A 25,904-nucleotide genomic window follows, 5' to 3' on the forward strand; every position below is an offset into this window, starting at 1 on the left:
TTTTTTGTAGCGGTTAAACCGCGGTCAGCGTTTGAACGGTCTGCCGCTTGAGCAGTTCCTCCACAAAGCGTTTGCCGAATTGCTCCAGGTACTGACGCTGCAAAAGGCACTCGTGGGGGGCTTCGACGTCATGCCGGATCAGCTCGCCGCTGATGTACGGCGACCACAGCGACGGCTGCTGTTCATCCTGACGCAGGATGTCTGCGGTGGCACGGATGAACAACATATCGCCCCGGTACTGTTCGTACTGCGTCCTGCCCAACAACTCCAGCATCCGCTTCGAATCGTCGACCAGACGGCTCAGGAACTCGTCGCCGATCTGCCGGCTGCCGAGCACTTCTTCCATCGCACTTTTCAGGCCTTTGAGGCCGGCTCGCGGCGTGCCGACGATGGCGCGGGTCATACGGCTGATGATCATCGCATCGTCGAGTTTCAGCGAGGCCGGGCCACCCTGCAGCGGATAGCTGTCGAACATGCACAGGAAGCTCACCTCACGTCCCCGGGCCTGCAACATCGCCGCCATGCGCAACGCCAGGTTGCCGCCCACCGACCAGCCGGCCAGTTGATACGGCCCCTCGGGATACAGCTCGGTGATGCGTTGCAGGTATTCCTCGGCCAGTTCATCCAGCGACTCGATCACCCGTGTCGGATCGCGCAGGATCGGCGATTGCAGCGCGTACAGCGGTTGATCCTCGGGCAGGTACGGCAAAAGTCCTGCGTAGGGCCAGGCAATCCCGCCGCCGGGGTGGATGCAGAACAGCGGCGGCCGCTTGCCTTCGGTGCGCAGCGCCAGCACGGCATCGAACGGATCGCTGGCACCGGTGTTGTGTTGCAGGCGTCGGGCCAGTTGTCGCGGGGTCGGTCCTGCGAGGAAGTCGGCGATGCCCAGCGCGATGCCGAACTGTTCCTTGATCCGGCTGACCAGTTGCAACCCGAGCAACGAATGCCCGCCGAGGTCGAAGAAACTCTGGTTGGCAAACACTTCGCTGCAGCCCAGCGCTTCGGCGAACAGGTTGCACATCGTGGCTTCTTCCGGGGTCTGCGCAGGCGACAGTTCGGCTGCGTCCTGCCGCGTCGGCGCGGGCAGGCGATCGACAGCCAGTTTGCCGTTGGGGGTCAACGGGAATTCGGCCACGCGCATGATCACGCTCGGCACCATGTGCTGCGGCAGGTGCCGGCCAAGCGCCTGTTTCAGTTGCTGGCTGTCGAGGCTTTCATCCTTGCTTGCCACGTAGCCGACGATGGCCGGGCCGTGGGCCAGTTCCCGCAGCATGACCGTGGCGTCATCGACACCGGCGCAACCGAGCAGGACGTTCTTGATCTCGTCCAGCTCGATGCGCAGACCGCGCAGCTTGATCTGGTTGTCCTGTCGGCCTAGGTAGTGAATGCGCCCGGCATGATCGAAAAACACCCGGTCGCCCGCGCGGTACATGGTGTCTTGCGCGTCGAGCAGGTCGGCGACAAAGCCCTTGGCCGTGAGGTCGGGACGATTGCGATAGCCCCGCGCGACGCCCGGCCCACCAATGAACAGATCGCCCCAGGCCCCCGGCGGCAACAAGCGCTGGCGGTTGTCGACCACGTACAGACGGGTGTTGGCGGTGGCCGGTCCGATGGACAGATCACCGGCGCCGTAGCAGGCGTTGATCGAGGTGGCGAAGGAGGTTTCCGTCGGGCCGTAAACGTTGAGCAGGCGGCAATGGGAGAAACGCGCCAGCAGCGCCGGGGTGCACGGCTCGCCGCCAAGCATGAGCACGGTGTCCTGAGGGAAGTCCTCGGTCTGATGACAGGCCAGCAGGCTCGGAGTCATCACCAGCAAATCGATGGATTCACGCTTGACCAGTTGCGCCAGGGCCCGGCCGGGAGCACTGGTGACTTTGTCGGTGATCACCAGTTCGGCACCGGCCAACAGGGTCATCATGATTTCCAGCACCGACATGTCGAAACCGGCGGCGATGAATTGCAGCACCCGCGCGCCGGGCTGCAACTGCGCGGCGTCGATGGCGGTCCGAGCGATCGGCACCAGATTGCGCTGGGTGACTTCCACGCCCTTGGGCTTGCCGGTGGAGCCGGAGGTGTAGATCAGGTAGCCCGGCAGCCCAGCTTCGAACGGCGCCAACGGCTCGTTGGCCGGCGGCAGTTGCGCCAGGAACTCGGTGTTCAGCCACAGCTGTTTGTCGGCGGCGATCTCGACTTTGAGCTGACTGCCGGGGGCGACGATCACCACCGCCGGATCGGCATCGCTGAAGATGTGTTCGATCCGTGCCTCGGGCAGGTCCGGGTCCACCGGTACATAGCAGGCACCGAGTTTGAACAGGGCCACGGCGGCCACCGCCCATTCGAGGCTGCGGGAGAACATCACCACCACGCAGTCACCGGCCTGCACACCGCGTTCGCGCAAATGCGCGGCCAGTCGGGTGGCCTCGTCATCGAGGCGTGCATAGCTCAGGTGTCGCCCACCCTGGCTCAGCGCCGGGCGCTGGGCATGTTCGCGGACGGACTCGGCGAAGGCCTCGGCGAATACCGGCAACGGCGCATCGCTTTGCGGGTGCGAGTAGAGACGCTGCTGTTCGTCGGGCAGAAACAGATCGTAGTCGGCCGCCAGGGTTTCGGGCGCTGTGGCGAAACGTTCGAACAGCGCGGTCAGGCGTTGGTAATGCAGCTCCAGCGCTTCAGGGGAATACAGGTCGGCGTTGGCATTGAAGCCGATCTCCAACCGGCCATCGGCGTGACGGTCGAAGATGTCGATGCCAAAATGATCCGCCGGTCCGTTGGCGACGTTCTGCAGGGTGGTTTCGCACCCGGTAAACCCCGGCCCCTGATCGTAGGCGACGATGTTCAGCAGGGTGTTGAACAGCGGCTTGTTGCCGCGCTCGGCGTGCAGGTCGCGGATCATGCTTTCGCTGCGGTAGCTCTGGTGCAACAAGTGATGGCGCAGTTGCCGCTGAAGGTTGGCCGCCACCGTCAGCACCGTGCTCTCGGCGTTGAACGACAGGTGCAGCGGCAGGATGTTGGCGACCATCGATGGCACGTTGCGCAGGGCCTTGAGCTGACGTGCCGCCACTGGCATGCCGAGCGCCAGTTCGTCTTGCCCGGTCATGCGCTGCAAGTAAGTCGCGCACAGTGCCAGCAGGATGCTCGACAGCCGCAGTTGGTGTTCGCTGGCGGCGGCGCGCAGGCGTTGCAGGGTTCTGCCGCCGAACACTTTGCGCAGGCGATTGAGCCGGATCAGCGGCGCATCGCCCGGCACCAGTTGGGTCGGCTCGGGCATCTTCAGGCAGTACTGGCGCCAGTAGGTGCGATCCTTGTTGTGCATCTCGCTGAGGCGATATTCCTCCTGCGCCTCGAACACGCTCGACAACGGCGCCAGCGTCAACGGTTCGACCCCTTCGCCGCGACTGAGGGCGTTGTAGTGGGCAGTGATGTTGCCGAACAGAATTCCGTGGCCGAACCCGTCCACCACCAGGTGCGAGGCCAGTTCAATCATGCGGTGGTGGTGGGGTGCGAGGCGGATCAGCACGTAACGGATCAACGGGCCGTGTTGCAGGTCCATGTCGGTTTGCAACAGGTGGTCGAGCACCTGGCGCCAGGCGGCTTCGGGGTCAGGCTGGTCGCTGACGTCCAGATGCTCGAAGGCCTTGGCTGGCAGAGTATCGATGGGCTGGATGTACTGGGCGAAGGTGCCGGTCTGCGGGTCGGTCCTGAAGGTGGCGCGCAGGGTGTCGGTTTGGCGGAACTGCGCGCCGATGGCGGCTTCGAGCCAGGTCAGGTTCAGCTCGCCGCGCAGTTCGATGACATCGCACAGATGGTAGTTGAGGTTGCTGTGGTTCTGGCTGATGGCCAGGCAGACTTCCTGCTGTGCCGTGGAAAGCGGGCACGAGTGTACGTCACGCATAAGAGTCATCCTTTCTTCCGTTGCGTCGGGTTTTTGGCAGGCAATACCGTGCCCATTCCGGTTGGCGCGAAAGCGACAGGTCCGGAATCGACGGCAAGCGCCGTTTTCAGTTTTTCAGGGGTGCGCCAGGTGTGTCAGGCGGGGCTGGAACCGTTGCATGACGCCAATCCTTGGCGGTGTTTCTTGTTGTGAGGTTGAAGCATTTGGTAACACTTCGCGGGGTAACGTAGGCGCATAAAACAGCCCTGTCAATTAACTGATTTGTGACTTTTGCCAGGTCTTCAAAAAACGGCAGCCATTGTCGCTTACCGTCAAGCACGGGCTTTTCAGGCGTCTACAGTGGACGAAAACCCCTGCCTGCCGGGAGCGCCCGAGCCATGAACGACAGTATCCCGACCCTGAGAATCCAGCTGGCCTGCGCCCTGCGCTGGGCCACGCGACTGAACCTGCACGAGTCCATCGCCAATCATTTCAGCGTGGCGACGTCACCGGACGGCCGCGAGTTTCTGATCAACCCTTACGGCAAACACTTCTCGCGGATTCGCGCCAGAGATCTGCTGCTGCTCGATGCCGACGATCCGGCCAGTCTCGACCGCCCGGACGCCCCGGACATCACCGCCTGGGCCTTGCACAGCGCCTTGCACCGCAACCAGCCCCAGGCCCGCTGCATCCTCCACACCCACAGCAAATACGCGACGACGCTGGCCTGTCTGAAGGACTCGCGGCTGCCACCGATCGAGCAGAACAGCATGCGGTTTTTCGAGCGGGTGGCGATCGATGACGGCTTTGACGGCATGGGGCTTGGGGAAGAGGCGGAGCGGGTGAGTCGGTTGCTCGGCGACAAGCCGATCCTGCTGATGGGCAATCATGGATTGCTGGTCGCGGCGCCGAGCGTGGCTCAGGCGTTCGATGATCTGTATTACTACGAGCGGGCTTGCGAGGTGTACATCACCGCGTTGGCCACCGGGCGTGAGTTGCGTGTGGCCAGCGATGAAGTGGCGCGCAAGACGTGTCGGCAGTGGCTGGATTATCCGGGGTTTGCCGATAAGCATTTTGCGGCATTGATGAACATCCTCGATGAGGAAGAGCCGGCTTACCGGCAGTGACTCACTTCTGCGGCAGGTGCGCCTTGCTCAACGGCTGGCGCATCACCGGCGCGCTCCACGCCTGGCGCCGATCTTCGCTTGGCGGGCAGCCAAACCGCGCACGGTAAGTGCGGGAGAAATGCTCCAGCGATCCAAACCCCGAGCACGCCGCCACCTGGGCCACGCTCATCTGCGTCTGTTGCAGCAGGTTGTGCGCCCGGGCCAGACGCAGGGTGATGTAGTACTTGAGCGGCGAGAGCCCGGTCTGATGCTTGAACTGGCGCTCCAGTTGCCGTCGCGACAGGCCGACTTCGCTGGCAATTGCTTCGCAGTCCAGCGGTTCTTCCAGAGCCTTTTCCATCAACTGCACAGCGCGGCGGATCTTGCTGCCGTACATCCCGCTGTTGCCCAGACCACCGTCGAGCTGATTGTCCGCCGGCGCGCGCATCTGGCCCATCAACAGGTGCAGGCCGATTTCCCGGGCCAGGTCCGCATCCAAGCGCTGGCCGATCCAGCCCAGCAGCATGTCGAGAATGGTGGTGGCGCCCGCGCAGGTCAGGCGCTGGCGTTCGAGGGTGTAGAGCTGCGGTCGGGCGCGGACCTTGGGGTAACTCTCCTGAAAACCCTGCAGGTTGTCCCAATGCACCGCCGCTTCGTAGCCGTCGAGCACGCCGGCAGCGGCCAGCAGTTCGGTCCCGGTTTCCACGCCGATCAACACCGAACCGAACAGCGCCTGCTTGCGCAACCAGCTCTTGAGCGCCGGGTTGCGACTGTGTTGATGCACCTCGAAGCTGGCCAGCACCACGCAGGCGTCGAAGGCCTGCTCAGTGTTCAAGCCAGCTTCGGCGATGCTTACCAGACCGTTGCTGGCGGTTACCGGGCCGGGCTGCAAGGACAACAGCGTCCACTCGAACAGCGTGCGCTGGCTCAGCCAGTTGGCGATGGCCAGCGGTTCCAGCACCGCCGCCAGCCCGAAGTTGGAAAACGCCGGCAACAACAGCACCGCCACTCGCAGCGGTGCGCCGTTTTGCAGTACAGCTTCAGCGGATCGGGTCATCACCATCTCGGCTTCATCGTTGTCCGGTCTGCCAGTGCGGGTTGATCCACACCGGTACATCGAGGGCTGGCAACGGCGCGAGGTTGCGGATCAGGTCGCTGGCCTTTTCCGCGATCATCACCGTCGGTGCGTTGGTGTTGCCGCTGACGATCACCGGCATGATCGACGCATCTACCACCCGCAAACCGTCGAGGCCGTGCACTCGCAGTTGTGGATCGACCACCGCTTCAGGGTCGCCCGCCGGCCCCATCTTGCAGGTGCCGCTGGCATGGTAGCCGGTTTCCGTGACCTGCCGCGCCCAGGCGTCGAGCTCGGCGTCGGTCTGCACTGAACGTCCCGGTACCATTTCTTCACCTTTGAACGGGGCCATCGCCGGTTGGTCGAGGATTTCGCGCACCAGTCGTGCGCCGGCGCGCATGTCGGCACGGTCCTGTGCGGTCTTCAGGTAGTTGAACAAGATCCTCGGCGGCCGCCGCGGTTCGGCGCTGTGCAACGTCACGCTGCCCAGGCTGGTGGGGCGCATCAGGTCGATGTGGATCTGGAACGCGTGGGTCGGCACCAGCTCGACGCTGCCCGGTTGCACCGCCAGCGGCATGAAGGTCAGTTGCAGATCCGGGTGCTCGACGCCGGCCCGGGAACGCAGGAACGCGCCGGCCTCGAAATGATTGCTTGCCGCCAGGCCATCGTGACGGACGAACCAGCGCGCACCGATCCACCATTTGCCCGGCGCGGTGGTCCAGCGATACAGCGACACCGGTTGCTTGCAGCGAAATTGCACCACGGCATCCGGGTGGTCGTTGAGGCGTTTGCCGACGCCCGGCAGGTCGTGCACGACGCTGATCCCGAGGTCACGCAACTCTGCCGCCGGACCCACGCCCGAGAGCATCAGCAACTGCGGCGAGTTGATCGCCCCGGCGGTCAGCAGCACTTCACGACGGGCGCGAACGGTGCAGGTTTCGCCGCTCTGTTCGTAATCGATGCCGACGGCCCGCCGGCCCTCGAACAGAATGCGCAACACCAGCGCATCGGTGATCACCCGCACATTGCCCCGTGCCAAGGCTTCGCTGAGATAACCGCGCGAAGTGCTCCAGCGCCGACCGTGGCGCGTGGTGCGATCCACCGGGCCGAAGGCTTCCTGCCGATAGCCGTTCAAGTCCTCGCTGACGCCATAACCGGCCTCGGCACCGGCCGCGATAAACGCTGCGCACAACGGTGTTTCGACATCGCCGGGAGTGACGTGCAAATGGCCGCTGGCGCCGCGATAGTCATCACCGCCGTCGGCGTGAGTCTGTGCACGCTTGAAGTACGGCAGCACTTCGCGATAACTCCAGCCGGTGCAGCCCTGTTCGGCCCAGCCGTCGTAATCCCGGGCATGGCCGCGGATGTAGACCATGCCGTTGATCGACGATGAACCGCCGAGCGTGCGGCCTCTTGGCGTGCCGATCCGCCGGCCGTCGAGGTAAGGCTCTGGCTCCGACTGATAGCGCCAGTTGTAGCGCGACCCGCCCACCACAAGGCCCACGGCGGACGGCATGTCGATCGTCCAGCTCTTGTCCTCGGGGCCGGCTTCCAGCAGCAGGATGCGTACGTTCGGGTCTTCGCTCAGGCGATTGGCCAACACGCAACCGGCCGAGCCGGCGCCCACGATCAGGTAATCAAACCCGGTTTCGTCCATGGTTTGCTCCGTTCTGACGAATGACGAGGGAAGGGCGGATCAGTCCACGGTGTGGCCGTGAATACCGTTGAACACCAAGCGATGAAAGTGATGCACCAGATGCTCGCTTTCATTGCTGAGCTGGGCGTCGATCATGTAGCGGCCCTGGTCGTAGCCGAGCGAGCGCAGGCCTTTTTGCACCGAGATGTTCAGGGCGATGTCTTCGGGGCCGAGGTCTTCGTTCATCCACTTCATGCACGCGGTGCTGACAGCAGCGGTCTCGGGGTTGCTGGAGTAGTAACCGAAGCGCAGCAGCGAGCGTTCGGCATCCAGCGGAATCATGATGAACGAGCCGAGAAACTCGGAGAACGGGAAGGTGTAGAAGGTGTTGTTCGGCCACATGCCGATGTTGAAAAAGCATTCCTGCGGATTCAGCTCGCTTTTCAGCGGCACGCCATAGGCCTCGGTCGCCGACAGATTGGCCGGTGCAGCATAGGTCCACCAGTTGTCGCGTTTGATCAACTGGTAACCCTTGAAGTCGATCAGTCGGGCGAGGTCGATGTGGCACGGGCCGGACAGCTTGAAGTGATAGCCCTCGATGGAATTGTCCATGATCACCTTCCAGTTGGCCGGCACGATCACGTCCTGTTCCTCGATCAGGCGCATGTCGGTCAGGTCTGGAAACACCCGGCGCATTTCTTCGTCCGCGCCGGGGAACAGATCCCGCAGCGACGGCGCATTCGGGTCGAGGTTGAAGTAGATGAAACCGCCGAGTTCTTCGGTGCGCACCTGCGGAATGTTGAACTGCGCCAGCTCGAAATTCTTCATCCGCTCACAACGCGGCGCACCGCGCAGGCTGCCGTCCATCTCGTAGCACCACGAGTGATAGGCGCAGCGCACCACGCCGCCGGTGGTACCACGCCGTTCTTCCAGCAAGCGATTGCCGCGATGCTGGCAGACGTTGTGAAAACCGTGGATCTGCCCCTGCCGATTCTTCGCCACCACCACGCTCTGGTCGAACAGGTCGGTAACCACGAACTGCCCCGGTTCGGCGAACTCACTGACATGCCCGGCGACATGCCAGGCCTTCATGAAAATGTTGTCGCGCTCGGCACGAAACAGGCTGTCGTCGTAGAAATAGCGCGAGGGCAGGGTGAAGGCCTGCTCCGGATCCTGCTGATCCCAAGCGTCGACCGGACTGTGCTGCTTGCGGGTCTGGAAACTGTGCATGAGGCGATCTCCACGGTAGCGGGCCGCTCGGGGCGGCGTGTTGTTGTGGGATCTAATCTAGGGCGCGGGACGGGGGTGGGGTTGATGGATTGCGACCAGTTGATGGGTGGAATGATCAATCCCATGCTGTACCGGGGAGGCCTTGACAGCCCTGCGATAATCAAACTTCACCGCGATCATGATGCAGAGGAGGGTTTTCCATGGACAATCAAGCACTCAAGGCCTTGTTCGACCAGCAGTCCGCTGTCTATGACAAACAGTGGAGCGGGATGGCGCCCATTCGTGATGCGCTGTACCTGCTGCTGGATTCGGTGTTCGCGGGCCTGCCGGAAAATGCCCGGATACTCTGTGTTGGCGTGGGTACCGGTGTGGAAATTGCGCACCTGGCCCAGCGGTTTCCCGGCTGGCAATTCACGGCAGTCGACCCTTCTGGCGCCATGCTCGATGTCTGCCGCCAAAGAGCGACGGAGGGCGGTTTCCTTGCCCGTTGCCGTTTTCACGAGGGCTATCTCGATACGCTGACGGATGAATCGGGTTACGACGGCGCGACCTGTTTTCTGGTGTCGCAGTTTTTGCTCGAACCACAGGTTCGTATCGACTTTTTCCATGAGATCGCCCGTCGTCTGGTGCCGGGCGGGGTCCTGGCGAATGCGGATCTCGCCTCTGACACCGCATCACCAGTCTACGAGGCATTGCTGCGTCACTGGATGACGCTGATGGCATCGGCCCAGGTGCCCGCACAAATGCTCGAACGAGCACGTGCCGCGTATGCCAGCGATGTGGCGATTCTGCCAGCGCCGCAAGTCGCCGGTCTGATCGAGTCGGCGGGGTTCGAGGCGCCGGTCCAGTTCTTTCAGGCTGGCTTGATGCATGGGTGGTTCTGCCCGCGCAAGGCCCGGATCGATGCGAGTCAGAGCGTTGGAGGCCTCTCACGGACCCATTTCGCCAAATCCTGAGGGGGCAAAGGACGAGCGATGCAATAGCCTTGTGCGATCTGGTACCCCAGGCCGCGAAGAATTTCCAGCTGCGCATCGTTTTCAACACCTTCGGCGACGATGTTCAAATGCAGGCTCTTGCAGATCCCGGCAATCGACTGGGCCAATGTCCGGGCACTGGCGCTGTCTTCGATATCGTCGATGAAGCTCTTGTCCAGCTTGATGGTGTTGACGGGCAGGCGCAGCAGGTAGCTCAAGCTGGAATAACCGGTGCCAAAGTCGTCGATGGACAAGCTGACACCGGATTGCCGGACTTCGGTAATGACCGATATGACAGTGTCGGTGGCGTCCAGTATGAAGTCTTCAGTGACCTCCAGTGTCAGGCAGGAGGGCAGGAGCCGATACTTTTCCAGCAGCGTTTCAATGAGTTCAACAATGGCTCTGTCGCGAAAGGCGACGGGGAAGATATTGACCGACATATGAGGCACTTCGAGCCCGGAATCGCGCCATTGCGCCATTTGCCGACAGGCTTCGGTAAGTACCCATTGATTGAGTCCGGGCATCATTCCCGCGTCGCGCACCAACGGGATGAATCGACCGGGAGGAATATCGCCAAGCTCGGGATGACACCAGCGGGCCAGCGCCTCGACACCAAAGAGCTGGTTGTTATCGAGGATTATCTGGGGTTGGTAATGCAGCGCCAGCTGGTTGGACTCCAGGGCACTCTTGAGTGCCATGCTGAGTGTCAGTTCGTCATCGGCTGAATCGCTGATCACTGGATCGAATACTTCAATGGCCTGGCGTCCTGCGGACTTGGCTTTGTACATCGCCTGATCGGCGTGCAAAAGCAAGGAATGAATGTCGTTACCGTGGTCTGGATAAATACCAATGCCAATACTGGCGGACGGTGTGATTTTTACATCGTCCAACATCACGGGTTCCGACAGTTTGTTGATCATTCTTTCTGAAAAGGCAATGGCTTGTTCAGTATTGGAGGGGGACAGAATAACGACGAATTCATCTCCCGAAAGACGGCTGACAAAATCATTTCCCCGCACAGAGCTCTGAAGCCTGTTGGCTATTTCGGACAGAAGCGAATCCCCGGCGGCATGCCCGAGGGAATCGTTGATCTGCTTGAACTTATTGATGTCGATGAACAGAACTGCCATGGATGATTGTGACCGCTGCGCATTCGCGATCATCGTGTTTGCTTTCATCATCAACAGTCGTCGATTGGGCAACGTCGTCAGGCTGTCATAGTAGGCCAGTCGTTCGATATCGTTGATGAAGCTGTCCCTCTCGAGGGCGAGGGCGCAAAGCTTCAGGCTGGTTTCAAGCAGTCTGTGGTGCTGGACAGCCGGGAGGTGGTTCTCGCGGTAATAAAGCGTGAATGTGCCTAAAGTACGTCCGTTGTTGGAGCGAATGGTGTTAACCCAGCCAGCCGTGAAACCGAATGATTGCGAGAGCTGATGATCGACGCATTCGCCATTGTCCGACGCAGGGTCAGTGAAGTTCAGCATGATGCTTTTTTTCACGTCCATCTTTTTCAGGATGGATCTTTCAGCGAGGCTTTCCAGCGACTGAATCAATCCCGCCGGCAGGTTGAACTCCGCTACCAGTGGAAGGCAACCCTGCTCGTCGAACTGCCTTATTGAAATACCGATTTCAGGTGCAATTCGGCCAATCTCCTGGCAAATCAATTTCATGACGTCGGGAAGCGATTCTTCACGGGCCATGGCACTGAGTACCTTGAACTGCAACTCATCATTCATCTTGGCCTCGGTGATGTCAGTCACGATTGCCACTACGTCCTGTTGGACACCTTGTGGATCGAGCACCGGATTGGCGATCACGCGTACCCACAGAGGATTCTTCGATTTGTTGTAAACCAGTAATTCAGTGGTATGGCTTTTTCCGCTCTAGATACTGTTCCTGAAAGACAGGACCGCTTCCGGATCGGTATGCCGGCCATAAAAAACTTCATCCGGCCTCTTGCCCACCAGGTCGTCTGTTTCATAACCCAGCATGCGCACGAATCCCTCGTTTACATAAGTAATCATCCTGTTCGGATCGGTGACGATAATTGCACTGTCAGTTCGATTTACGGCAATTTTAAGAAGTCGGCTTTTCTCAACCTTTTTTATGATGTAGAGCAGGAAGAATGTAGTTGCCAATACCAGTAGAAGTATCATTGCGGCGGCAGCGATATATATCTTGAAACGATCACCCATGGACTGAAGTGAAGTCTGGCTGATGCTGTTTCCGTACTTGATGAAGTTTTTCTGTTCCACCAGGAACTGCTCTTGGATGTCCTGTACCGGCTGGGCAAGAGCCCATTGCACATCGCCAGCCCCGGTGTACCGGACCAATCGATTGAGCACGTCCACATAACGTGAATACACGTCTTTTAATGCCTGTACACGGATGTGATTTTCTTCATCAACCCTTGTACTTGTCAGAAAACGGTCGAAAGATTCATTCGCCAGTGTCAACTCCGTGCGGGCGTGTTGCACCATTTCATGTGGAATTGTGTTGAACAGTACGATGCGGGTGTTGGCGCGCGACAGCGAGAGTCGCGCTTCCATCAAGTGTTGAACGGTTTCTGCTACAGCATCGACTTGATCGACGGCAACACTGGAAAGATTGCCGATGCTCGACTGGTTGCTGGTCACCAACCAAAAGCTGAGGACTAAAGTTGCACATTGGAATACCAGTGCAGTGGTCAGGATCGTTCTCAAGCCATGAGGCGGTGCAAACTTGCGCAGCAAATAATCCTCCTCTGTCGCAGACAGATAGGGAAAGGTTGGAAAAAACGAGCAGTCGGGCAGAAAGTGTCTGGCCGGTCGTTCAGGGTTGTGGCGAAGGAAGTTGTTTTTCGGGGTTGTGCCGGATGACGTCAAGACGAGAAGCAGCAGGATGTGGCATGTTTTTCAGATTCAAGAGTTCGTCAAGCTGTCAGGGTTGGTGGCTACGAGCCATTAAGGTGGCGTAGCTTATAAGAAATGCGGGTTGGAATGAAATGGAGGAAGCGTTGCAACGAAGAGAATTTTTTCTTCTGTTATTGGCTGACTGGTCAGGAAAGTTAATAAAAAAGCTTTAGCGTTAGATGCTTATAAAAGTCTGTCAGACAATCAGTCATTAAGGCTTTCAAGCGGCTGTTATTGTCGACCATTATTCATGGAAGTGATTATCTGTCGGGCTCTGTTGTGAACGCTGATGCCGGATCGAGCGCGATCACCCAGGCCTATGAAAACCCGTGGTGCCAAATCGGGCGCGTGTTTACATTTCTTGAGTGCCTGCGGTCGGTATCCCGAGTAATGCATTGCTTCGGCTTAATAGGAAGCATTACTATTCACGCCCCTTTCCCCAGCACGCCGCAATGATCCCCATGCTGCCCCGCAGACCCGGCTTTCTCGAGCATTACGAAGAGTTGATCGGCACCTGGACCCGCCGCCTGCGCAATCGCTCGCAGGCCGAGGATCTGGCGCACGACACCTTTGTGCGGGTGCTCGAGTCCGATTCGTCGGCGGTGCAGCAACCCCGGGCGTATTTGCACCAGACGGCGCGCAACATCGCGGTGGACGGCTATCGGCGTGAGGACCGGCGGGGTGCCATGGAGTCGGAGGCGATCGATCTCAGTGAGTCGCCGACCGGTGACCCGGAGCATTACATGCATGCGATCCAGCTGGCCGATTCCATCGAACGGGCGCTCACCGAATTGCCGGTCAACTGTCGGCGGATTTTCGTCTGGCAGAAGATCGAAGGCCTGACTCAGGCGGAAATCGCCGAACGCCTGGGCCTGTCCAAGAACATGGTGGAAAAGTATATGATCCGCACCCTGCGGCATCTGCGTGATCGCCTGGACGGGGCGCAATCATGAGCCGCGGCGTCTTTTCATCCCCAGCCAAACAGGACATTCCATGATGGATACTCGTGATTGCGCGTGCGGGCAAACAACGGTGCGCGATGACGCGGCACGCTGGTTTGTGCGTTTGCAGGAACCAGCCGTCGATGCCGAACAATACCGGCGCTTCGACGCCTGGCTGAACGAACATCCGCAGCACCGTGACGAATTCCAGTTGCTCCAAGGCCTGTGGACGGCGGCGGATCTGCTGCCGGCGCCACGGCTCAAGGCTCTGTGCGAAACCCCGCCAGCGCGTCGCGAACGCCGTCCGCTGTTGCGTTATGCCGTGGCGGCCAGTGTGGTCGCGGTGGCCCTTGGGCTCGGTCTGTTCAGTGGCTTGAATCACCCGGCGGGTTACCGCGCCGAATTCGCCACGGCGCTGGGCGAGCGTCGCCATGTGGCATTGCCGGACGGCTCGGTGATCGACCTCAACAGCCGCAGCCGCTTGCAGGTACGTTTCGAGAAGGATCGGCGGCTCATCGAGTTGACCGAAGGCGAAGCGATGTTCAGCGTCGAGCACGATACCTCGCGCCCGTTCGTGGTCGAGGCCGGCAGCGGCAAGGTCACGGTCACCGGCACCCGCTTCGATGTGCGCCGCGACGTGACCCAGACCCGGGTCGCGGTGGAGCAGGGCACCGTCAAGGTGCAGGGGCGTAATGCGCCGGACAACGAGTTCATCAACCTGACGGCCGGCCTCGGTACCCATGTCGATGCCCACGGTGTGGTGGCCCAGGCCTATGCGGTCAACCCGGCGGAACTGACGGCGTGGCGCAGCGGCAAACTGGTGTTCAACAACGCCAGCCTCAGCGAAGTGGTTGAAGAGGTTTCCCGTTACCGCGACAAGCCGTTGACTGTCGCCAATCCGACGGTGGCCAATCTGCGCCTGACCAGCGTGTTCAAATCCGATAACACCGACGCCTTGCTCAAGGCCTTGCCGAGCATCCTTCCGGTGGCCGTGCGCACCCTCGCCGACGGCAGCCAGGAAATAATTTCAAAATAAAATTCAGGTTTTTTTCGAGTTCGTCGTCTTCCTGTTCAACTGCAACTGGTTTGCATTAACAGCCGCACACTCTTGCGATCCACAGGACTACGTACGACGTGAAAAACACCACTGCCAACAACAAAAAATCCTCTTGGTTGCCGCTGGCGCTCGCGCTGGCGGTCAACGCTGCGATGCCGATGGCATTTGCGGCCGACGCCATTCATATCCGCGCGCAGCCACTGGGCCAGGCGCTGAGCGAACTGGGTCAGCAAACCTCGCTGCAGGTGTTTTTCAGCCCGGATCTGGTTGCCGGCAAGCAGGCCCCGGCCGTCGATGGCAACCTCTCGCCGGAGGACGCACTGCGCCAGTTGCTGCAAGGCAGCGGCCTGAACTATCAGATCAATGAAGGCTCGGTGACCCTGTCGCCGGCACCGACCGCAGCCGCCAATGGCCCGTTGGAACTGGGCGTGACCGACATCAAAGTGGTCGGTGACTGGCTCGGCGACGCCGATGCCGCCGTGGTGCAGAACCACCCGGGCGCGCGGACGGTGATCCGTCGTGAAGCGATGGTCGAGCAGGGCGCGATGAACGTCAGCGACGTCCTCAAACGTGTACCGGGCGTGCAGGTGCAGGACTCCAACGGCACCGGCGGCAGCGATATTTCGCTGAACGTCGGCGTGCGTGGCCTGACTTCGCGTCTGTCGCCGCGCTCCACCGTGCTGATCGACGGCGTACCGGCGGCGTTCGCGCCGTACGGTCAGCCACAACTGTCGATGGCGCCGATTTCCTCCGGCAACCTCGACAGCATCGACGTCGTGCGCGGCGCCGGTTCTGTGCGTTATGGGCCACAGAACGTCGGCGGGGTGATCAACTTCGTGACCCGTGCCATCCCGGAAAAAGCCACCGGTGAAATCGGCACGACCCTGGAAACCACCCGCTACGGCGGCTGGAAACACATCGACACCGCATTCCTCGGCGGCACGGCCGACAACGGCATGGGCGTGGCGCTGTTGTATTCGGGCGTCAACGGCAACGGTTACCGCGAGCGCAACAATGGCAACGACATCGACGACGTGCTGCTCAAGACCCATTGGGCACCGACCGATCAGGACGATTTCAGCCTCAATTTCCACTACTACGACGCCAGTGCCGACATGCCCGGCGGCCTGACGCAGAAGCAGTACGACGACAAACCGTATGACTCGGTGCGCGACTACGACAACTTCAGCGGCCGCCGCAAGGACGTGTCGTTCAAGTGGATCCGCCAGATCGACGAGCGCACCCAGGCTGAAGTGCTGACCTATTACACCGACAGCTTCCGTGGCAGCACCATCGCCGCCCGCGACCAGAAAACCCTGAGCTCGTACCCGCGCTCCTACTACACGCTGGGCATCGAGCCACGCGTCTCGCGGGTATTCGATGTCGGCCCGACCACTCAGGAAGTCAGCGTCGGTTATCGCTACCTGAAAGAGGCGATGCACGAGCAATCGAGCCGTCTGGCGCTGGTCAACAATGTGCCGGTGGTCACCCCGTCGTCCGACGGCCATGTGTTCCAGGACCGTACCGGTGGCACCGAGGCCAACTCGGTCTACGTCGACAACAAGATCGACGTCGGTAACTGGACCATCACCCCGGGCATTCGCTTCGAGCACATCAGCACCGACTGGCACGACCGCGCCGTTCTCGACACCGCCGGCAAACGCGTGCCGGAGAAAAACCGCAGCATCGAGAGCAACGAGCCGCTGCCGGCACTGAGCGTGATGTATCACTTGTCGGATGCGTGGAAGCTGTTTGCCAACTACGAAACCTCGTTCGGTAGCCTGCAGTATTTCCAGCTCGGTCAGGGCGGTTCGGGTGATCAGACCGCCAATGGTCTGGAGCCTGAAAAAGCCAAGACCTACGAGATCGGCACCCGCTACAACGATGACGTGTGGGGCGGTGAAGTGACGCTGTTCTACATCGACTTCGATGACGAACTGCAATACATCAGCAACGACGTGGGCTGGACCAACCTCGGCGCTACCAAGCACCAGGGCATCGAGGCTTCGGTGCACTACGACATGGCTGCGCTGGATCCGCGTCTCGATGGCCTGACCGCCAACGCCGGTTTCACTTACACCCGCGCCACCTACGAAGGCGAGATTCCGGGCTTCAAGGGCCGCGACCTGCCGTTCTACTCGCGTCAGGTGGCAACCGTCGGCCTGCGTTACGACATCAACCGCTGGACCTACAACATCGACGGTTTCGCCCAGTCCAAACAGCGCTCGCCGGGCACCGGCGTGAATGCCGACGGCAGTTTCAGCAACAACTACATCACCGAAGGCACGGCGGACGGGCAGTACGGCGATATTCCGGGTTACATGACCTGGAACGTGCGCGGCGGCTATGACTTCGGTGCGCAGCTGTCGAACCTGAAGCTCGGCGCCGGGGTAAAAAACATCTTCGACAAGCAGTACTTCACCCGCTCCAGCGACAACAACTCGGGGATGTATGTCGGCGCGCCGCGTACGTTCTTCGTGCAGGCCAGCGTCGGATTCTGACGCTGTATGGCTCGTTCCCACGCTGAGTGGGAACGAGCTGGCTCAGACCTTCAGCGCTTTCCCGCCAATCGCCACCGCCACCAGCAGCGCTGCCATCAACCCGAAGGCAAAACTCAGGCTGCTGGCATGGGCGACAAACCCGATCACCGCTGGCCCCGCCAGAATTCCTGCATAACCCAGCGTGGTGATCGCCGGTACCGCGATGCTTTCCGGCATCACCGTTTGCTTGCCCACCGCCGTGTACAGCACCGGCACAATGTTCGAGCAGCCGGCGCCGACCAGTGCATAACCCAACAGCGCGGCCTCCCAGCTCGGGGCGAACGTTGCCAGAAACAATCCCGCCGCTGCCAGCAGACCGCCAAACAGAATGATCCGGGTTGCGCCCAGTGCGCGAACGATCCGGTCGCCGGTCAATCGACCTGCGGTCATTGTCAGTGCGAACGCTGCGTAACCCAGCCCTGCATACGCTGTATCGATCCCGCGTTCCTGCGCCAGAAACACCGCGCTCCAGTCCAGCGCTGCGCCTTCGGTGAGAAAGACGATGAAGCACATCCCGCCGATGAACAGCACGATGCCGTGAGGCACTGCGAATGCCGGCCCCGAGCTTTCACTGCCGTAAGGCAGCATGTGCGACACAGCCTTGAACAGCGCCGCGATCAACACCACGATCACCACAAGCATCGCCGCCAATGGCGACAACCCAAGGCCGAGCAGGGCGCTGACACCCGCCGCACCAACGATCCCGCCGAGGCTGAACAGGCCGTGAAAGCCCGACATCATGTTCTTGCCGCTGGCCCGCTCGACGATCACCGCTTGCAGGTTCACCGTCGAATCCACCGTACCCAATCCGGCGCCGAACATGAACAGCGTGGCGATCAACGCCGGGATCGACGACACCGTCGCCAGCAACGGCAATGCCGCGCAGATCAACAAGGTGCCGCCGGTGGCCACGCGCCGACAGCCGAACCGCGTGGCCAGAATCCCTGCCAGCGGCATCGCCAGAATCGAGCCCACGCCAAGGCACAGCAACAACAGCCCCAACGTCCCTTCATCGAGCCCGGCCCGTGCCTTGGCATACGGCACCAGCGGCGCCCACGCGGCGATGCCGAGCCCGGCGATGAAGAAGGCGATGCGCGTGGACATCTGTTGCAGGCGTCCGGGGGCGAGGGGAGGCGGGGTGTTGATGGCAGTCATGAAACGTCCTTGGTCTTGCGGTCAATGGCGTAATGCAGGGCAACATCCTTGCATATCAGTCCATGGGCCGCGACCTTGAGTTCCTGGAGCGGGTGGTTTTACTCGGCGTGATTGGCAGTCCCTTGCAGACAAGGGACTTCGATCAGTTTGTGGCGGTCATACCCGCACCGGATTGCAGTCGAAAGCTTTTCAGTGTGTTCAGGAAGTCTTCCTTGGTCTGTTCAAACGATGTGGTCTGGGTTGAAGAGTAATTCTCGACCTTCAACACCATACTCGGTTCGTACCCTTTGTTAGCGAGGCCGGCAGTCATCACGAATCGCTCGGATCCGGCGCCTTCAGGGTCCTTGAAGGACTTGCCGCCCATGATGCCGGTGCGGGTACCGATCTGAACCGATGTCGGGCCGAACGTCTGGATGGCGCCGGCGGCCGGGAACGGGTTGCCTTGAATGGGCGAGGCCAGTACCGGCAACAGGTTCAACGCTTTTCCGATGTCGTCACTCAAACTCAGGCTGTAGAGCGTGTCCGGGGTGTTTGTCGGGTGCCAGGCCATGGTGATCGAGTAGTGGGGCTTGCCATCATCGGCAATAAAACCGAAGGGCAGGCAGAATCCGCTTTCCTTGGGGATTTCAAACTCGGCGCGCGTGCGAAAGCGCGAGAGCACGTCACGGGCGGCGGGCAGCAGTTTTTCGAACGAGCTTCTGTGTTCGGAGTAGTCGCTTTGCTGGCCGAATGCAAAACGATAGACGCGCTCGTCACGCCACAACAGGACTATGAGTTTGTCGGGGTAGCGAGCGCCGTAGGCGTCCGGCATGCCGAAGTCGAAGGCGGACTGCTCGGCGTAGAGTTCGTCTGTGGGGTAGGTGTCGAATTCTTTTTTGTAGGCTTCCAGCTCGATCTCGAATTTTTCGTAGGGGCGGTTTTCTCTTTTGAATTGGCTTATAAAGTCTGGAAGTACGACGAGCTCGGTGCTTATTTTTCTTACTCTGTCTATTTTTTCTCGGAGTTCGAATCTTTCATTTTGTAGTGACTTGTATAGGGCCGGGTTGGAGCGCGACAAATCTCCTGTCATTGTTTCTGATATTTTGTCGATTCTACTTTTTAAAACACGTTCTTTAGCTTCTCTTATGTCTGGGTGGTGCCTGCCGACTAGATCGTTGAAGGTTTCTATATTTGTTTTTGGGCTGACTTCTATAGTGACAAGCCCGTAGGCGTCATTTGTGGGGTCACTGCCGTAACTGAGCTGTTTGTCAGCTAGTCTGATGTCCGGTGAATAGTTAGGGAAGTTGATGCCGTCGGTATAAGTCCACTGGTCGTTAAGCAGGTGCCATGTTATTTCTGGCTTTATATCAAACAAAGAACGCCCCAGGCATTCGGTTTTTGTTTGATTTTTTATGCTATGGGTTTCTGCTTGTGTAGTTTGGATTGATAACAAAAGGCAGCTGGAAAAAATTAAAATTAATTGAGTGGGGTGCATTAGGAGTTTTCCGTGACTCGATCATTAGTTAAAGCTGCGATAGCTTTGTAATCACTGTCCTGTTTGTTGGGCTGTATTTGAGCAAGGATAGTCAAATTGAATTCGGAATCATTATTTTCGTCTTTTGTCCAGTTGACGGGAAGTGCCGTAATAAACCCGAGGATTTCTCCAGGCATTCCGCTGGGTGTGTATTTCTTCCAGAATTCAGCCTCGAATGGCATTGGTTTTTCTTTTTTACCAGTTGAATAGCTCGTATTTGCTTCTTGCTTTTTGAGTGCTTTTTTCCAAGTCGGCCAGATTGACATATTGTCGCTAGGGATAAAAGGGAAGGCCTCTTTGTATGCGTCAGAGTTTATTTGTGCCTGCTCTTGAATCGCCTTCCAAGTTCCCGGTGATGCAGGCTCATTGATCAGGCTGCCCAACAGCGTAGCGGGCCGGACTTTGACGTTTTTATCGGTGACGTCAAGAGCAAATAGCTTGCTCCAGAGTTTGCTTCGAAGCGCCTTGATCTCAGGACAGACTGGATGTTGCTTTTTGCCGTTCACTGGTGCAGGCGTCGAAACGGTGCCTGACACGATCACAGCCAATTCGGAATCTCGATCACCCAGTTGGCTACGATCATTGATGTTTGCACTGCCAAGTATTGCCACACGATCATCTGCAATCAGCAATTTACTGTGTACGTAAATTTGTTCCGTCACTGGCCGATCAAGACTTTCCCAAGAGCGGAGGTTCAACAAAGTCAAATAGCGGGTCCACTTCATCGTTTCAAAAACTCGAAGTTTTTTATTTTCACCGGAAGGGACCTCCACGCCAGTCTTGGCCTGCTCCTCCGTTCTGCCTCTATCCATTTGCTCCTTGATCGCCATCGCCCGCTGCACCCGTTTTATCAAACTCTGCTCACCCAGCGAAATACTCTGCATCGTCAAGTGAACCTGCGTCATCAGGTTGATCGCGTTGAGCGGACCTTCAGGGTGGACGGGAAGCACCATGTAGACGTGAAAGTTTTCGCCCATTTCAATCGCGCGTACAATCCGGTCGGCCAGTGCTTCGCACAGCGGGTTTATCAATGCTTTTTGTGGCGTCTGGAAGAGCTTCAAGCCTTCGACGGTCGCCTGATTGCTCAGCACCTGCATGATGCCTTGGGTAAAGGCTTCGGCTTCCTTGTTTCGTATCATCTCCGCCAAAGCGAAATAATCGATTTTGTGCAGTTTTTTGGGATCTTTATCGACCTCGTCCAGCCGCAGGCGTTTTTTATAGGTTTCATAGCCCGGCAACCCGGAGATGCTCATCAGGCTTTGCATCGGCCCATCGATGACCGTAGGCGCTGCCTTGTTGTCCTTGCCATAAGCACTCTGAAAAAACTGGTTTTCAATGTAGATGAAATGCTGGGCCCCGGAGATCGCCTGCAACATGGCCTGCATGCAGTTCGCCTGAACGCCCGTCGGTGATGAGGCAGGACTGGTTGCGCCTGATTTTCTGGCGCCCTGGCGCTCTTCGTTTTGCAGATGCAGCGGGGCACTTCGCAGAACCTGCATGCTGATGTTTCCCTTGGGTGCGACAGGTTCAGGTTGAGCAAGGTAGCGCGCCTTGAACGGAACCGGTTCCAGTTTTTTGTCGGCAAACTTCAGGAGGCCGATCAGCGCGCTTGGCATCTTCTGCACCTTGCCGTCGAAGCGTGCCTGCAAACTGTTCCAGCGATCGATGAAGTTGCGTGACAGGTCAAAAACAGAGCTGCCCTCCAGACGCATGTGCACGTCGTGCCAGGGCATGCGCGGTTGTTTCGCGCTGTCGAGCATCATCCCCCCGCGCGGCAGCAAACGGGTCGCGGGATCCGCCAGGAAAGAATAGGGCTTGCCCACCTGGGCAGTACTCAAGCGGTCGAGAACTGAATGCAGGTAGAGGATGAAGGGGGTTGAGATCTTCTCGAACTCATCAATCGCCTTCGCCGTGAGGATCGGGGAGGGCGTGTTGTTGATCCAGGCGTAAAAGGCTCCCAGCCCGGTTTGCTGAATCCACAAACTGGCAATTTCGCTGCCCTTGTTCAACAACTCGTCCGTGATGTTCTCTCCGGACTTGATGATCTGGGTGGCCCATGCCGACAAGTCCTTTTGAAGTTGGTCAGCCTGTGGCGCGACTTTTTGCGACCAGGTTTGTACTTCGCCCTTGAGCCGGTTCACCTGTGTCTGCAACCTGGCACGCCCCGGTTGAGTGACGGAAGTCACCACCGGGATTTTCTGCTGCGCGCGTGCCAGCCAGTTCTCGACCCGCTGCTGAATCGCCGACGCTTGTTCCGGTTTGTCGAGCGCCACGCCGATGGCCGTGCTGATGGACTTGGCTTCCTGGCGCAGCTCAGTCAGCGCGCTGTCGGTTTTTTGCAGCGTCTGGACTTCTTGATCCATGGTGCTGACCGCGCCATCAAGCGAAGTTTTCCATTGGCGCAGAGTCTTTTTCCAGGCCTCCAGGTTGTCACCGGTCAACTGTTTCTGAACAAACTCGGCAATGTAGATCACGCCGCCGGTGGAGTACGCCGCGCCTGCTCCGAGCAAGCGCAAACCATCCTTGCCCTTTTCGGCGAACCATTCGCCAGCGTCTTTTTTTGCCTCGCGCATGACGTTGAACATCTTGTTGTCCATGGCCCACGCATACGTGCGCTGGCCTTTGCTCAGCGCATCGCCTTCCATCAACGCGGCGCCGATCAGTTCGACGGTGGTCATGTAAGGGTATTGCTTGTGTGCCTCGATTTCCGTGAGTGGCGGGATGCACGGGTTGTAAAACTCGTTCGCGGTTCTCCCGTTCGCGGCCAGACGAAAGTTGTTGTCATCACGGCGACCGTAAGCCAGATCGATCCCGCCGACGTAGGCGATTTCGTTGTCGATCACCACCATTTTCTGGTGATGAGAAAAGAACAGTCCCAAGGTGCCCATGTCACTTTGTTGAATCGCCGGCAGGCACCAGACTTTTTTCTTTGGCAGACCGGCGTTCAAAACGAAGGCGGCTACCATGGTCTCCAGGTCACCGGTATCGACGGCAGCCTTGGGTGACAGCCAGGGCATCAGATAAATGTCGGGCGTTTCGCCTGGTTTGCGCAGCGCGTGATTCAAACAGTCCCAGAGACGGACATCACCTTCCAGCCGCACTTCGTAGTTGATCTGCCAGCCGGAAATGAAGATCGATTTTTTGGCGTTTTTTATCGCATTGGCAACGTCTTTGAAGTAATCGCTACCGGTGGTGAAGAACTTGACCTGGTTCCCCGAGCGCTCAGGTGAAAAGGCTTCACCGAACCTGGCATTGTGTTGTTTGATGAACCAGCCTGGGGCGGAGGTCGAGGTATAGGCTTTGCCGTCTTTTGAAATCAGTTGGTTCAATTGTTTGGGCTGAACGCCATTCAGATTGCTCATGCCTTGAATTCCTTAAACTTGTCGAAGAGTGCTAGGCCGTCCGCCAGAGACAGGTTTTCCAATGCACTGTTTTTATCCGTACCGGCTTGCGGGTGATGAGGCGCGGCATGAGGTTCGCTGCTGAAGTCCATGCTCGCCAGCGCCAGCAGTTCCCGTTGTTCGTCGCTCCAGCCATTGTCTGTGTGGGCCTTCAGGGCGACGCACTGGCCGGGATAAACCAGCCAGAACATTTCCGGGTTTTGCGGATACTCAAGGGAGAGTTTTTTCTGAGCGGCGTCTGACAAGGTGACACGCCCCGTGTCATCGGTTTCGCCTTGGGCAATCACATCGCTCTCTGGTACACGACCGAGTTTTTTCCAGCTCGGTTCGCTCATCCTGATGATTCGCCACGGCGTGTTCGCCAGCGCAAAGGCGCCTTCGCCCGGACGGTCGGCCAGACGAATGTCGAAGCTCAGTTTGGTCGGCTCGACCGGTGGCACCGGCAGTCGTTGGCCCGGTTGCGCGGGCGCCATGAGATTGCCAGCCCTGGCCGAAGGAGCAGGAATCGGCAGCAGCGGCATCAGGATCGCAATCCCGGAACCCGTTCCCGCCGAGCCACCTGCGTTGATCTTCACCACCGGCCCGACCACCGTGATGCCACTGCCATCGAGTTTGATGAAGCTGCCGCCAGCCTGGACGGTCAGTTCGCTGCCGGCCTCGATGACCATTTTGTCACCGGCCTTGAGATGGATTTCCTTGCCCACGCTGGTCAACTGCGCGGTGCCGAGTTTGATGTGCTGATCCTGGTTCACGGTCAGGTGGTCACTCGCCTTCACTTCCACTTTGCGATCGGAAATCGTGGTGCGGTGTTCTTCGGCCTTCAGCTCGGTGTAGGTGTTCTTCACCACGGTGTCGTGACGTTCGTTGCCGACCCGGATCTTCTGGTCGTGTTCGACGTTTTCATCCCAGTCGCGCTGGGCGTGGATGAAGATTTGTTCGGCGCCTTTTTTGTCTTCGATGCGCAGTTCGTTGTAGCCACCGCCGCCCGGGGAGCTGAGGGTTTTGAAGACGCTGCGGGTTTTGTTCGCCGGGAGGGCGTACGGCACCGGGTTTTCCTTGTGGTACAGGCAGCCGGTCACCAGTGGTTGGTCGGGGTCGCCTTCGAGGAAGGTGACGAGGACTTCCATGCCGATGCGCGGGATGGAGATCGCGCCGTAGCGGTCGCCGGCCCAACTGCTGGAGACGCGCAGCCAGCAGCTGGTCTTGTCGTCGGCCAGGCCTTCGCGGTCCCAGTGGAATTGCACCTTGATGCGGCCGTACTGGTCGCAGTGGATTTCTTCGCCTTTGGGGCCGGTGACCATGGCGGTCTGGCTGCCGAGGACGCGGGGTTTCGGGTGTTCGAGGGCCGGGCGGTAGAACACGTCCCACGGGGTGGCGAGGAAGGTGTTGCGGTAGCCCTGGTGGAAGTCGTCCTTGTTGTCGGTGGTGTCGCTGGTCACCGACTCTTCGAGGACTTGCGGCTGTTTGCCTTCGTGGAAGATTTCGGTGAGCAGCCACAGGTCGTTCCACTCGCTGCGCGGGTGGTCGGACATTTCCATGAAGTGGCCACTGACGAGTTTGGTCTGGTCGCCGCGACCTTCGGCCTGGCGGTAGTCGGCGCGGTGGCGCTCGAGGGCGCGCTGGCTGAGGAACTTGCCGCGGGCGCGGTCGATGAAGCGGCCGGGGTAGTCGTAGTCTTCGAGATCCGGTTCAGTGCTCTCGCCGTCCGGTTTGTAGGCCGCTTCCATTTGCAGGTGCGGTTTTTCAAAGTCGTAGTCGCGGCGGGTGGTGCGGCTGGTGCGGGTTTCCAGGCGCAGCCTGAAGCCTTTGATCACCGGTTCTTCGGCGACCATGCCGCTGCCCTGCACGTACGCGGTCGGTTGGCCGAGGTTCGGGAACACGGTCTGGTCATCGCCGAACACCAGCAGATGGCCTTTCTTGCTGTGCTGGAAGTGGTAGTGAATGCCTTCCTCTTCGCACAGGCGTTGGACGAAGTGCAGGTCGGTTTCGTCGTACTGCACGCAGTAGTCGCGATCCGGGCACGGCTGGCTCAGCTGGAAACTGTAGGCGTTGCCCTTGATGCCATGCTCATCGAGGATCAGCGCAATGATTTTCGGCGCCGACATCTGCTGGTAGATGCGCTGGTTGGTGCGGTGATGCAGGTATTGCAGTTGCGGCACCAGCGAGACTTTGTAGCGGGTCAGGCGCTTGCCGGCATCGCCCTGGGCGACGCGGTAGATCTGGCCGTGGATGCCGGAGCCTTGCGGGTCGAGGGCGAGGAAGGCCTGTTTGTGCAGGAGCTTTTCCAGGTCCAGATCCGGGTTTTCGCTGACCAGTTCCAGGTCGAAACGGAATGGCTGGCTGATGCCTTCGGTGCCGGTGAACGACAGGACTTGCAGGTCGCAAACGTAGTCCTCAACGGTCAGGCTGAAGTGCGTTTCGTTGGCTGGACTGAACATTTGGCGCTCCTTGAGGTGAAACACAATCTCCTGAAAGTTCTACAGCGGGCGAAAGCCTGATCCAGAACCGAAGCGGATC

The 25,904-nt window shown here is 59.4% G+C and carries 15 protein-coding genes; 5 read left to right on the plus strand and 10 right to left on the minus strand.

The window, feature by feature from the left end; all coding sequences use genetic code 11:
• Positions 1 to 13: 13 nt before the first annotated feature.
• A complete protein-coding gene (locus AC3WRD_RS25720) occupies positions 14 to 3,892 on the minus strand; it encodes a non-ribosomal peptide synthetase (protein ID WP_102622349.1) in 3,879 nt (1,292 codons plus the stop codon).
• A 377-nt stretch (positions 3,893 to 4,269) separates the two neighbouring features.
• Between AC3WRD_RS25720 and AC3WRD_RS25725 the strand changes: the two genes are divergently transcribed.
• Positions 4,270 to 4,998 (plus strand): class II aldolase and adducin N-terminal domain-containing protein, encoded by a 729-nt coding sequence (locus AC3WRD_RS25725; protein WP_102622350.1) that lies wholly within the window; start codon positions 4,270 to 4,272, stop codon positions 4,996 to 4,998.
• Between the two features lies 1 nt (position 4,999).
• On the opposite strand, the gene AC3WRD_RS25730 is transcribed toward AC3WRD_RS25725, so the two are convergent.
• The 3 genes from AC3WRD_RS25730 to AC3WRD_RS25740 are packed head-to-tail and all read right to left on the minus strand — an operon-like array spanning position 5,000 to position 8,918.
• Entirely contained in the window at positions 5,000 to 6,034 is a 1,035-nt protein-coding gene (locus tag AC3WRD_RS25730; protein ID WP_102622367.1) for a GlxA family transcriptional regulator, read from the minus strand.
• A gap of 13 nt (positions 6,035 to 6,047) precedes the next feature.
• Positions 6,048 to 7,709 (minus strand): choline dehydrogenase, encoded by a 1,662-nt coding sequence (locus tag AC3WRD_RS25735; RefSeq protein WP_102622351.1) that lies wholly within the window; start codon positions 7,707 to 7,709, stop codon positions 6,048 to 6,050.
• 39 nt (positions 7,710 to 7,748) lie between these two features.
• Entirely contained in the window at positions 7,749 to 8,918 is a 1,170-nt protein-coding gene (locus AC3WRD_RS25740) for an aromatic ring-hydroxylating oxygenase subunit alpha (RefSeq protein WP_102622352.1), read from the minus strand.
• A 200-nt stretch (positions 8,919 to 9,118) separates the two neighbouring features.
• Between AC3WRD_RS25740 and AC3WRD_RS25745 the strand changes: the two genes are divergently transcribed.
• Positions 9,119 to 9,874: a class I SAM-dependent methyltransferase gene (locus tag AC3WRD_RS25745; RefSeq protein ID WP_102622353.1), complete on the plus strand. Its 756-nt coding sequence runs from the start codon at positions 9,119 to 9,121 to the stop codon at positions 9,872 to 9,874.
• Here the strand turns inward: AC3WRD_RS25745 and AC3WRD_RS25750 are convergent.
• Both AC3WRD_RS25750 and AC3WRD_RS25755 read right to left on the minus strand, forming a co-directional pair.
• Positions 9,829 to 11,706 (minus strand): putative bifunctional diguanylate cyclase/phosphodiesterase, encoded by a 1,878-nt coding sequence (locus AC3WRD_RS25750; protein ID WP_256580661.1) that lies wholly within the window; start codon positions 11,704 to 11,706, stop codon positions 9,829 to 9,831. The genes AC3WRD_RS25745 and AC3WRD_RS25750 overlap by 46 nt on opposite strands.
• A 66-nt stretch (positions 11,707 to 11,772) precedes the next feature.
• Positions 11,773 to 12,621 (minus strand): Tar ligand binding domain-containing protein, encoded by an 849-nt coding sequence (locus tag AC3WRD_RS25755; protein WP_256580662.1) that lies wholly within the window; start codon positions 12,619 to 12,621, stop codon positions 11,773 to 11,775.
• A 611-nt stretch (positions 12,622 to 13,232) separates the two neighbouring features.
• Between AC3WRD_RS25755 and AC3WRD_RS25760 the strand changes: the two genes are divergently transcribed.
• The 3 genes from AC3WRD_RS25760 (at position 13,233) to AC3WRD_RS25770 (ending at position 17,279) form a co-directional block, all read left to right on the plus strand.
• Positions 13,233 to 13,733 (plus strand): sigma-70 family RNA polymerase sigma factor, encoded by a 501-nt coding sequence (locus tag AC3WRD_RS25760; RefSeq protein WP_045121794.1) that lies wholly within the window; start codon positions 13,233 to 13,235, stop codon positions 13,731 to 13,733.
• 40 nt (positions 13,734 to 13,773) lie between these two features.
• The gene (locus AC3WRD_RS25765) at positions 13,774 to 14,757 is read left to right on the plus strand and encodes a FecR family protein (RefSeq protein WP_102622354.1); all 984 of its coding nucleotides are present in this window, start codon (positions 13,774 to 13,776) and stop codon (positions 14,755 to 14,757) included.
• Positions 14,758 to 14,855: 98 nt separating this feature from the next.
• Positions 14,856 to 17,279, plus strand: a complete 2,424-nt coding sequence (locus tag AC3WRD_RS25770) for a TonB-dependent siderophore receptor (RefSeq protein WP_102622355.1) — start codon at positions 14,856 to 14,858, stop codon at positions 17,277 to 17,279.
• 42 nt (positions 17,280 to 17,321) lie between these two features.
• Here AC3WRD_RS25770 and AC3WRD_RS25775 read toward each other — a convergent pair whose 3' ends face one another.
• The 4 genes from AC3WRD_RS25775 to AC3WRD_RS25790 all read right to left on the minus strand — a co-directional run bounded on the left by AC3WRD_RS25775 (position 17,322) and on the right by AC3WRD_RS25790 (position 25,825).
• Positions 17,322 to 18,473, minus strand: coding sequence for an MFS transporter (locus AC3WRD_RS25775; RefSeq protein WP_102622356.1), 1,152 nt, complete (start codon positions 18,471 to 18,473; stop codon positions 17,322 to 17,324).
• Between the two features lie 142 nt (positions 18,474 to 18,615).
• Positions 18,616 to 19,947 carry a T6SS immunity protein Tli4 family protein gene (locus AC3WRD_RS25780; RefSeq protein WP_102622357.1) on the minus strand — a complete coding sequence of 444 codons (1,332 nt, stop codon included), beginning with the start codon at positions 19,945 to 19,947 and terminating at the stop codon, positions 18,616 to 18,618.
• The gene (locus AC3WRD_RS25785) at positions 19,947 to 23,348 is read right to left on the minus strand and encodes a hypothetical protein (protein WP_102622358.1); all 3,402 of its coding nucleotides are present in this window, start codon (positions 23,346 to 23,348) and stop codon (positions 19,947 to 19,949) included. The genes AC3WRD_RS25780 and AC3WRD_RS25785 overlap by 1 nt, the downstream gene beginning before the upstream one ends.
• Positions 23,345 to 25,825, minus strand: coding sequence for a type VI secretion system Vgr family protein (locus tag AC3WRD_RS25790; RefSeq protein ID WP_256580663.1), 2,481 nt, complete (start codon positions 25,823 to 25,825; stop codon positions 23,345 to 23,347). The genes AC3WRD_RS25785 and AC3WRD_RS25790 overlap by 4 nt, the downstream gene beginning before the upstream one ends.
• Between the last annotated feature and the right edge of the window lie 79 nt (positions 25,826 to 25,904).

Source organism: Pseudomonas sp. FW215-R2 (genome assembly GCF_058789255.1).